8 protein-coding genes are annotated in these 10,024 nt (G+C 69.4%); 7 read left to right on the top strand and 1 reads right to left on the bottom strand.

Annotation, left to right across the window (positions count from 1 at the left end; translation table 11 throughout):
* The first annotated feature begins 10 nt into the window (after positions 1-10).
* From AMK22_RS41215 to AMK22_RS29125, 6 genes are all read left to right on the top strand, one after another.
* Positions 11-376, top strand: coding sequence for a DUF4192 family protein (locus AMK22_RS41215; protein ID WP_443333323.1), 366 nt, complete (start codon positions 11-13; stop codon positions 374-376).
* A 178-nt stretch (positions 377-554) separates the two neighbouring features.
* Positions 555-1,319 carry an NUDIX hydrolase gene (locus AMK22_RS29145; RefSeq protein WP_073789912.1) on the top strand — a complete coding sequence of 255 codons (765 nt, stop codon included), beginning with the start codon at positions 555-557 and terminating at the stop codon, positions 1,317-1,319.
* Between the two features lie 112 nt (positions 1,320-1,431).
* The gene (locus tag AMK22_RS29140) at positions 1,432-3,201 is read left to right on the top strand and encodes an ATP-binding cassette domain-containing protein (RefSeq protein WP_073789911.1); all 1,770 of its coding nucleotides are present in this window, start codon (positions 1,432-1,434) and stop codon (positions 3,199-3,201) included.
* A 158-nt stretch (positions 3,202-3,359) separates the two neighbouring features.
* Positions 3,360-4,247 carry a FadR/GntR family transcriptional regulator gene (locus tag AMK22_RS29135; RefSeq protein WP_199883346.1) on the top strand — a complete coding sequence of 296 codons (888 nt, stop codon included), beginning with the start codon at positions 3,360-3,362 and terminating at the stop codon, positions 4,245-4,247.
* A 323-nt stretch (positions 4,248-4,570) separates the two neighbouring features.
* Positions 4,571-6,118 (top strand): RNA polymerase sigma factor, encoded by a 1,548-nt coding sequence (locus tag AMK22_RS29130; protein ID WP_073789923.1) that lies wholly within the window; start codon positions 4,571-4,573, stop codon positions 6,116-6,118.
* Positions 6,119-6,258: 140 nt separating this feature from the next.
* A complete protein-coding gene (locus AMK22_RS29125; RefSeq protein ID WP_073789907.1) occupies positions 6,259-7,089 on the top strand; it encodes a S1 family peptidase in 831 nt (276 codons plus the stop codon).
* Between the two features lie 99 nt (positions 7,090-7,188).
* Here the strand turns inward: AMK22_RS29125 and AMK22_RS29120 are convergent, their stop codons facing one another.
* A complete protein-coding gene (locus AMK22_RS29120; protein ID WP_073789906.1) occupies positions 7,189-7,422 on the bottom strand; it encodes a DUF7455 domain-containing protein in 234 nt (77 codons plus the stop codon).
* Between the two features lie 439 nt (positions 7,423-7,861).
* Between AMK22_RS29120 and AMK22_RS29115 the strand changes: the two genes are divergently transcribed.
* Positions 7,862-9,982: a DNA gyrase/topoisomerase IV subunit B gene (locus tag AMK22_RS29115; protein ID WP_073789904.1), complete on the top strand. Its 2,121-nt coding sequence runs from the start codon at positions 7,862-7,864 to the stop codon at positions 9,980-9,982.
* Positions 9,983-10,024 lie beyond the last annotated feature (42 nt).

The raw sequence follows: 10,024 nt of genomic DNA, 5'->3' as shown, positions 1-10,024 counted from the left end.
AACCGCGTTAGTGCAGAGAAGGTCCACCGGCGACGAACCCGGTGCGCGGGTCGCACTCGGCCTCGCCCTGCGCGCGGACCCGCACTACACCTTCGCCCAGCTTCTCCACGAGGCGTGCAATCAGGGGCTGGATCCGGAAACGCTGCGCCGTTGCCTTCGCGGCGAGCGCGGCCCCCGGGCGGCCGAGCGGGGCCGGGCCACGGAGCGCACCGGGCGTCCCCGCGAGGAACGCCGCGCACGACACCGGTCGGTCCGCCCGACCACCGGCCGGCGCACGAAGCCGCCACGGGGACCCGTCGGCCCGGGGCCGACGTCCTCCCGACGCCGTTCGGCGCAGACACCCCCGAACCGCCGCGGTTCCAGGAGCGGTCGATGACGACATGCCGCATGGCACGGGCGGGCGGGGGAGCCGCCGCCGTGCCCCGCCAGCAATCCGGTCCATACGGGACGACGGGCGAGGCAACGGACGCAACGAATGGCGCGAGAGCGACAGTCGGGCCCGGGAGCACGGCGAAGGGAGTGTTTATCGTCAGGAAGACGACTATGATCACGGCATGCCGCCCTACGACCCGTCGACCTTCCCGCCCTTCGCAGTCACCGTCGACCTGGTTGTGCTCACGGTGCGCCGTCACGCGCTCTGCGCACTGGTCGTACGCCGGGGTGAACCGCCCTTCCAGGGCAGATGGGCACTGCCCGGCGGCTTCGTCAGGGCCGACGAGGACCTCGGTGCCGCCGCGGCGCGCGAACTGGCCGAGGAGACCGGCCTGTGCGCCCAGGACCCGGCGGCACCGGCGGTCGGCAACGGTGCGCATCTGGAGCAGCTGGCCACGTACGGTGCCCCTGGCCGCGATCCCAGAATGAGAGTCGTCAGTGTCGCCCATCTGGTGCTGGCCCCGGACCTGCCCGCGCCCCGGGCGGGCGGTGACGCGAACTACGCCCGTTGGGCGCCTGTCGAGGACCTGCTCGCAGCCGAGGCCAAGGACGGCCGCGAGGGCGAGAATCAGGCCGCGCTCGCCTTCGACCACGCGCAGATCCTCGCCGACGGCGTCGAACGCGCACGCTCCAAGATCGAGTACTCCTCACTGGCCACCGCCTTCTGTCCACCGGAGTTCACGGTCGGTGAACTGCGACGGGTGTACGAGGCGGTGTGGGGCGTGGTTCTGGACCCCCGGAACTTCCACCGCAAGGTGACGGGCACCCCGGGCTTCCTGGTGCCCTCCGGGGGGACGACCACTCGGCAGGGCGGCCGTCCCGCCCAGCTCTTCCGGGCCGGCGCGGCGACGGTGCTCAACCCGCCGATGCTGAGGCCGGAGGTCTGACCTCGCGGAACACCCGCAGGGTCGACCCTGCGCAAAAAGTCGGATACGTCGCGTTATCGTGCTGCGGTACCCACCCTGCCGCCGAGCGGTCTCATCCTCCGCGAGAGAAGCGATGCTCCAGGCCATCGGACTCACCAGCGCACCCCGCCGCGGCCATCCGGCCGTCGTGGACGATCTCACCTTCGAAGCCCGGCCCGGTCATGTCACCACACTTCTGGGCGCGCCCGGATCGGGCAAGACCGCGGTCCTCCGCCTGATGCTCGAACTCGACCCGGGGCGGGGGGTCACGTATTTCCGGGGCAGGCCGTTGCACCGGATCGAGCACCCCGCGCACGAGGTGGGGGTGCTCCTCGGCGACGTACCCGGGCACCCCGCCCGTACGGTCCGGGGGCACCTCCGCATGCTCTGCGCCGCCGTGGGCGTACCGGCCTCCAGGGCCGACGAGGTGCTGGAACTCGTCGGTCTCGCCGGGATGAGGGACCAGCGCATCGACGCCCTGTCGCTCGGCATGGACCGCATGTTCGCATTCGCGTCGGCCCTGCTGGGAGACCCGCACACGCTCGTCCTCGACGATCCCGCCGAAGGGCTCTCGCCGCAGGAGGCGAGCTGGGTGCACCGGCTGATCCGGGACCGGGCGGCCCGCGGCGGAACGGTTCTGTGCACTACGACCGACGCCAAGGAGGCCCTGCGGACCGCCGACCGAGTGGTCACCGTCGACGCGGGGCGGCTCGTCGCCGACCAGAGCGCGGGCGGCTTCTCCCGGGCCCGCCTCCGTCCCCGGGTCGCGGTGCGCAGTCCGCACGCCGCCCGCCTCGCCGCCGTCGTCGGGCGTGAGGCCCGGGCTGCGAAACGCCCCGTCGAGGTGGTCGCCGGGACGGGGGGCCGGCTCTTCGTGTACGGGGCCACCTGCGCCGAGATCGGCGACGCGGCCTTCCGGCACGGTCTCCCGGTGCTCGGACTCGCCGACGAGGTCGCCGACGCCCGTCCGCCGCGCACTGTCGACCCACCGGCCGTCGCCGCCGGGTCCGTGGAAGCCGAACCACGCCCGGCCGCACGGGCGAACGGCGTGCGACCCGCGCCGCCGATCAGACGCCGGCCCGCCCGCGGCCCCCTCCAGCCGCTGCGCTACGAACTGCGTCGCTTCCTCGGTACCGGTACGACAACTCTGGTCACCGCCGCCGTCCTTGCCGTCTCGCTCGGAATCTCCGCGCTCCTCGCACTCTCCGGGCATGCCCCACTGCACAGGGTGCTGGTGGCCTGGCCGTCGCCACTGCCGCTGCCGCCCGCGGCGATCGGGGCCGGGCTGCTCGGCGCGCTCTCGTTCGGCGACGAATTCCGCCACCCCGCCCTCGCGGCGGGGTGCGGCACCGTCCCGCGCCGCCTCGGGCTGCTCCTCGCCAAGCTGGTGGTGTCGGCCGGAGTCGCTCTGGTGCTCGCCGCGGCCGTCGTACTGACCTCCGCGGGGACCTACTACCTCCTAAGCGGCGCCGATTTGACAGCAATCGTCCATAATTCTCCGACGCTGGGCGCGAGTTGGGTGGGGCTGACCGTCGGCTGCGCCTGGGCGGGCCTGCTGGGCGCCGGGGTCTTCAGGGCGACGGCGGCCGGGGTCGCCGCCGTGCTCGCCGTGCCCGTACTCGTCGTTCCGCTGATCCGGGCGGTGCCGACGGGATCGGGCTCCCGCCCGGCCGTCGGGCTGCCCGGCAGACTCCGTGAACTGGTGTGGCCGCACTGGCCGCACTGGCCGCACGAGGCGGAGCGGTGGCTGGCGGCCGCCCTACGTGTGGTGGACCAACCGGTGGGGGCTGCCTTGTCGCTCTCGCTGTCGACCCTGGTCTGCGCCTACGTACTCACCGGCCTTCGCGCCAGGGTTCGTTGGTGACCGTGGGCGACAACGAGCCGTTTCGGGATCACAACTCCCTTGAAAATGCCTGATTTGAGGAGATAAGGCGTCAATTGGCGGGCGGGTGCCGATCACCCTTTCGTGTGCTTTTCACCAAAGACCTCAAGGGGCGGAGGAGCCGCGCCGACAAAGGATGCGTGAGTACCCTTGCGCACACCATGATGACCGCCGCCCGCTCCGCCGATTCCGGTCTCGCCGGCCCGGGTGAACTCGACCGCTACTCGTATGCGGAGGCGCCGGCCGGCGAGCGCGCCGCTCTGCGTTCCTGGGAAGGGTCCGATGCCGAGCTCGGCCGGGCCGGCCGGCGCGGCTCTGCCAGCCGGGGGCGCGGCCTGCACGGCCAACTCGTTCAGCAGCTGGGTCAGATGATCGTCTCCGGAGACCTGGGCGCCGACCGCCCGCTCGTGCCGGAGGAGATCGGCCAGCGCTTCGAGGTCTCCCGCACCGTCGTCCGTGAATCACTGCGCGTCCTCGAGGCGAAGGGTCTGGTCAGCGCCCGGCCCAACGTGGGCACCCGGGTCCGCCCCGTCAGCGACTGGAATCTGCTCGACCCCGACATCATCGAATGGCGTGCCTTCGGCCCGCAGCGCGAGGACCAGCGGCGCGAGCTGGGGGAGCTCCGGTGGACCATCGAGCCGCTCGCGGCCCGTCTCGCGGCGGGCCACGGCCGCGAGGACATCCAGCAGCGTCTCGGTGACATGGTCGAGATCATGGGGCACGCCCTCGGGCAGGGCGACGTGATCACCGGCTCGCGGGCCGATGCGGAGTTCCACTCCCTGCTCATCCAGGCCGCGGGCAACCGCATGCTGGAGCACCTGTCCGGAATCGTCGCGGCGGCCCTGCAGGTCTCGGGTGGTCCCGCCACGAGCTGCGACCGCCCCACCGAAGCGTCCCTCGCCCACCACGCCCGGATCGTCGACGCCCTCGCGTCGGGGGACGCGTCGGGTGCCGAGGCGGCCATGCGTCAACTGCTCGTCGTCCACCCCGAGGTGGAACGGGTGGTGCCAGCGCCCCGCGAGCACTGAACAGAGCACGGTCAGGTGTGTGAACCGCATGTCGCCGGACCCCTGCGGTCCGGCGACATAATTGTGGCGGGATAGCACTCTTGATCACTTTCGTCGCAAATGAGGTGTGACTCGGGCCACGCGGATTGGGCGTAACACTCCTCGAAGCAGTGCGATGACCTAAGAGGTGACCGCCACGGAAGGAATACAGCAGCCGTTCAGTGCGCTGTGCAGTTCTGAGGCCAAACCCGCGCCGTCGGTACATTCCCAGCCCGGCGGTCGTCGGCTCCGGTCCTCTCCAGGGCCGGGCCGGAAGCCGTTTCCATCGTTCCGAGAGGTTGTTCGTGTCGGCCAGCACATCCCGTACGCTCCCGCCGGAGATCGCCGAGTCCGAGTCTGTGATGGCGCTCATCGAGCGGGGAAAGGCTGATGGGCAGATCGCCGGCGATGACGTGCGTCGGGCCTTCGAGGCTGACCAGATTCCGCCAACCCAGTGGAAGAATGTTCTGCGCAGCCTCAATCAGATCCTCGAGGAAGAGGGTGTGACGCTGATGGTCAGTGCCGCGGAGCCGTCCAAACGTGCCCGCAAGAGCGTCGCAGCAAAGAGCCCGGTCAAGCGCACCGCCACCAAGACCGTCGCGGCCAAGACGACCGTGACCAGGACCGTCGCGGCCGCTGCCGCCCCGTCGGCAGAGGCCGTGGGCACGGCGGCCGGCGACGCCGCCGCGGCCGGACCCGCGAAGAAGGCGGCAGCCAAGAAGACGGCAGCCAAGAAGACCGCCGCGAAGAAGACGGCGGCGAAGAAGACAGCTACGAAGAAGGCCGGGAAGCAGGACGACGACCTCCTCGACGGCGACGACCTGGTCGAGGACGTGAAGGTCGCCAAGGGCGAGGACGAGGAGGGCGAGGGCGAGAACAAGGGCTTCGTCCTCTCCGACGACGACGAGGACGACGCGCCCGCGCAGCAGGTCGCCGTCGCCGGTGCCACCGCCGACCCGGTCAAGGACTACCTGAAGCAGATCGGGAAGGTCCCCCTCCTCAACGCCGAGCAGGAGGTCGAGCTTGCCAAGCGCATCGAGGCCGGTCTGTTCGCGGAGGACAAGCTGGCGAACTCCGACAAGCTCGCGCCGAAGCTCAAGCGCGAGCTGGAGATCATCGCCGAGGACGGTCGCCGCGCCAAGAACCACCTGCTGGAGGCCAACCTCCGTCTCGTGGTGTCGCTGGCCAAGCGCTACACCGGCCGCGGCATGCTCTTCCTGGACCTGATCCAGGAGGGCAACCTCGGTCTGATCCGCGCGGTCGAGAAGTTCGACTACACCAAGGGCTACAAGTTCTCCACGTACGCCACCTGGTGGATCCGTCAGGCGATCACCCGCGCCATGGCCGACCAGGCCCGCACCATCCGCATCCCGGTGCACATGGTCGAGGTCATCAACAAGCTCGCCCGTGTGCAGCGCCAGATGCTCCAGGACCTGGGCCGTGAGCCCACGCCGGAGGAGCTGGCCAAGGAACTCGACATGACGCCCGAGAAGGTCATCGAGGTCCAGAAGTACGGCCGCGAGCCGATCTCCCTCCACACCCCGCTGGGCGAGGACGGAGACAGCGAGTTCGGTGATCTGATCGAGGACTCCGAGGCGGTCGTCCCGGCCGACGCGGTCAGCTTCACGCTCCTCCAGGAGCAGCTGCACTCGGTGCTCGACACCCTCTCCGAGCGCGAGGCGGGCGTCGTTTCGATGCGTTTCGGACTCACCGACGGCCAGCCGAAGACGCTGGACGAGATCGGCAAGGTCTACGGCGTGACGCGTGAGCGCATCCGGCAGATCGAGTCCAAGACCATGTCGAAGCTGCGCCACCCGTCGCGTTCGCAGGTGCTGCGCGACTACCTCGACTAGGCCGGAGGCCTCGTCGGAGTTCTCGCACAGAGGGCCCGGATCCCATGGGGAGCCGGGCCCTCGGCGTATCTGAGGGTGCGCCCGGGGTCGGCTGCGACGACTCTGGGTAGGAGGTGTTCACCACAGAGTCAGGAGCGCGCATGTCCCGTACCGTCTTTCACGCCATGTCAGGGGCGCTCGCCCTGGTCGCCGCCACGGTCGCGTTACCGTTCGGACTCTCCGCCCCCGCCGCCGCGGACAGCATCGTCATCGGTGGTCAGCCCGCACACGTCAAGGACAGTCCCTGGGTCGTGGCCCTGTCCAGTCGGGAGCGTTTCGGGGGCGCGCGCGCCGGTCAGTTCTGCGGAGGCGTCGTCGTGGCGCCGAGGAAGGTGCTCACCGTCGCGCACTGCCTGAGCCGGGCGGCGCTCGGTGTCGATGTCGGCCGGGTGCGTGACCTGAAGGTGATCGTGGGCCGGGACAGCCTGCGCGGAACCGATGGCCAGGAGATCCCCGTGCAGGCGGCGTGGAGCAACCCGAGGTTCGACCCCTCGACGAACGCCGGGGACCTGGCGGTGCTCACCCTGGCCGACGCGCTCCCCGCGAAGAACGTGATCCCCATGGCCGAATCCGGCGACACGGCGTACAAACCGGGTACGAGCGCGATGGTCTACGGGTGGGGTGACACGACCGGTAACAGCGACTACGCTTCGTCACTTCGCGCCGCGAAGGTGAGCGTGTTGTCGGACAGCACGTGCGAGCGGGCCTACCCCGGGGACGGAAACGGCACGTACGACGCCTCGGCGATGCTCTGCGCCGGCGAACCGCAGGGCGCGTACGACGCCTGCCAGGGGGACAGCGGAGGGCCGCTGGTGGCCCGAGGGCGGCTCATCGGGCTGGTGTCCTGGGGGGACGGATGCGGCCAGGCGGGCAGCCCCGGTGTGTACACCCGCGTCTCCGCCGCCATCGGCTGGATTCCGGAGGGTGTCTGAACGGCGCCGGGCCGTGACGACGAGAACGGGCGGCTTCCGCACGGAAGCCGCCCATCGCCAGGTCGAGACCTGGCCCTGGCTCGTCGTGGATGCGAGGTGTCAGTGCCGTTCCTCTTCGACGGCGTGCCCCGGCACGGCCGTCAGCCTGTCCGTCTCATCCTGTATCTCCGCGGCGATCTTCTTGAGTTCCGGCTCGAACTTGCGACCATGGTGGGCGCAGAAGAGCAGCTCACCGCCGCTGATCAGGACGACGCGCAGATATGCCTGGGCGCCGCAGCGGTCACAGCGGTCTGCTGCGGTCAGCGGGCTCGCGGGGGTCAGAACAGTAGTCACGTCGCCTCTTCTCTAGCTCGACGAGCTGTCGTACCAGGGTCAACATCCAACCAGGCCGAAAACGTTCCCGCTCGTGGCTTTTCTTTGAAACTTCTTCTCAAGATGGCTGTTTGTTGCCGGTTGGCGGCGAATGTGCCGTATTGCGTAGCGCTACGGTTTCGCGTTGCTTGTCTCGGTGGTTCAGTCCTCCCGGCCGGCTTGCCGGTTTGTTCATGAGGACGTGCCCGGAGCCTAAATGGTTCATGCCTGGAAGGGAACGTGATGTGCGCGTCACTCCCCCGAGGGATCGAACGTGCATGCGAGGCTGGACTAGTGTGAGGGTTCTCGGAGGGTGGCGTGACAACCGCTCTACCAGGCCTCGGTACCCTCTCAGCGGCGACCGAAGCCGAACCCCTTACCCACTGGGCCCCAAAAAGAAATTCAGCGAGGAGCGAACCGCGTGACCGCCGATACGTCCGTGCCGTCCACTGCGCTGCTGACCGGAGCAGACCGAGACGGTTCCAACTACACCGCGCGGCATCTCCTCGTACTCGAAGGGCTCGAAGCGGTTCGCAAGCGTCCTGGCATGTACATCGGGTCCACGGACAGCCGTGGTCTCATGCACTGCCTCTGGGAGATCATCGACAACTCCGTCGACGAGGCCCTGGGCGGCTACTGCGACCGCATCGAGGTCGTCCTCCACGACGACAACTCCGTCGAGGTCAGGGACAACGGCCGCGGGATCCCGGTCGACGTCGAGCCGAAGACGGGCCTGTCCGGCGTCGAGGTCGTGATGACGAAGCTGCACGCCGGCGGAAAGTTCGGCGGCGGTTCGTACGCCGCGTCGGGCGGACTGCACGGCGTGGGCGCCTCCGTGGTCAACGCCCTCTCCGCCCGGCTCGACGTCGAGGTCGACCGCAGCAGCGCGACCCACTCGATCAGCTTCCGGCGCGGAGTGCCGGGGATCTTCACCGAGCAGGGGCCGGACAGCCCGTTCGACCCGGCCAACGGTCTGATCAAGGGCAAGCGGGTGCCGAAGGCCCGCACCGGCACGAGGGTGCGCTACTGGGCGGACCGGCAGATCTTCCTCAAGGACGCCAAGCTCAGCCTGGAGACGCTTCACCAGAGGGCGCGGCAGACGGCCTTCCTCGTGCCCGGCCTCACGATCGTCGTGCGCGACGAGCGCGGTCTCGACGGCGAGGGGAAGTCGGAGGAGACCTTCCACTTCGACGGCGGAATCAGCGAATTCTGCGAGTACCTCGCCCAGGACAAGGCGGTCTGCGACGTGCTCCGCCTGTCGGGGCAGGGCACGTTCAAGGAGACCGTGCCGGTCCTGGACGAGCGCGGGCACATGACGGCGACCGAGGTCACCCGTGAACTCGGGGTCGACATCGCCATGCGCTGGGGCACCGGATACGACACCACCGTCAAGTCCTTCGTCAACATCATCGCCACCCCCAAGGGTGGTACGCACGTCACCGGGTTCGAACGCTCCGTGACCAAGACCATCAATGAGGCGCTGCGGTCCGCCAAGCTGCTCCGTGTGGCCGAGGACGACATCGTCAAGGACGATGCGCTGGAGGGGCTCACCGCGGTCGTGACGGTGCGGCTGGCGGAACCGCAGTTCGAGGGCCAGACCAAGGAGGTGCTCGGCACCTCGGCGGCCAACCGGATCGTCGCCAACGTCGTGGCCAAGGAGCTCAAGGCGTTCCTCACCTCGACGAAGCGCGACGCGAAGGCGCAGGCCAGGGCGATTCTGGACAAGGCGGTGGCGGCCGCGCGCACCCGCATCGCCGCGCGTCAGCACAAGGACGCCCAGCGCCGGAAGACGGCACTGGAGTCCTCATCGCTGCCCGCGAAGCTCGCCGACTGCCGCAGCGACGACGTCGACCGCAGCGAACTCTTCATCGTCGAGGGCGACTCCGCGCTCGGTACGGCCAAGCTCGCCCGGAACAGCGAGTTCCAGGCACTGCTGCCGATCCGGGGCAAGATTCTCAATGTGCAGAAGGCGTCCGTCTCGGACATGCTGAAGAACGCCGAGTGCGGTGCGATCATCCAGGTCATAGGAGCCGGGTCCGGACGGACCTTCGACATCGACGCCGCCCGCTACGGGAAGATCGTCCTGCTGGTGGACGCCGACGTCGACGGCGCGCACATCCGCATCCTGCTGCTGACGCTGTTCCAGCGGTACATGCGGCCCATGGTCGAGGCCGGCCGGGTCTTCGCCGCCGTGCCCCCGCTGCACCGGATCGAACTCGTCCAGCCCAAGAAGGGCCAGGACAAGTACATCTACACGTACTCCGACAACGAACTGCGCCAGCGGCTGCTGGAACTGCAGCGGAAGAACATCCGGTACAAGGACTCGATCCAGCGCTACAAGGGGCTGGGCGAGATGGATGCCGACCAGCTGGCGGAGACCACGATGGACCCCCGCCACCGCACGCTACGGCGGATCAACATCGGCGACCTGGAAGCGGCCGAGCAGGTCTTCGATCTGCTGATGGGGAACGAAGTGGCTCCGCGCAAGGAGTTCATCACCAGCTCGGCGGCCACCCTCGACCGCTCGCGCATCGACGCCTGAGCACTGCCGTCTCCACCCCGGGCGTCCGTTGCCCGGGGCCTC

The sequence above is a fragment of the Streptomyces sp. CB01580 genome (assembly GCF_001905795.1).
Taxonomy (GTDB): domain Bacteria; phylum Actinomycetota; class Actinomycetes; order Streptomycetales; family Streptomycetaceae; genus Streptomyces.
Note: the sequence above shows the minus strand (reverse complement) of the source record. Positions and strands in the feature narration are given on the sequence as shown.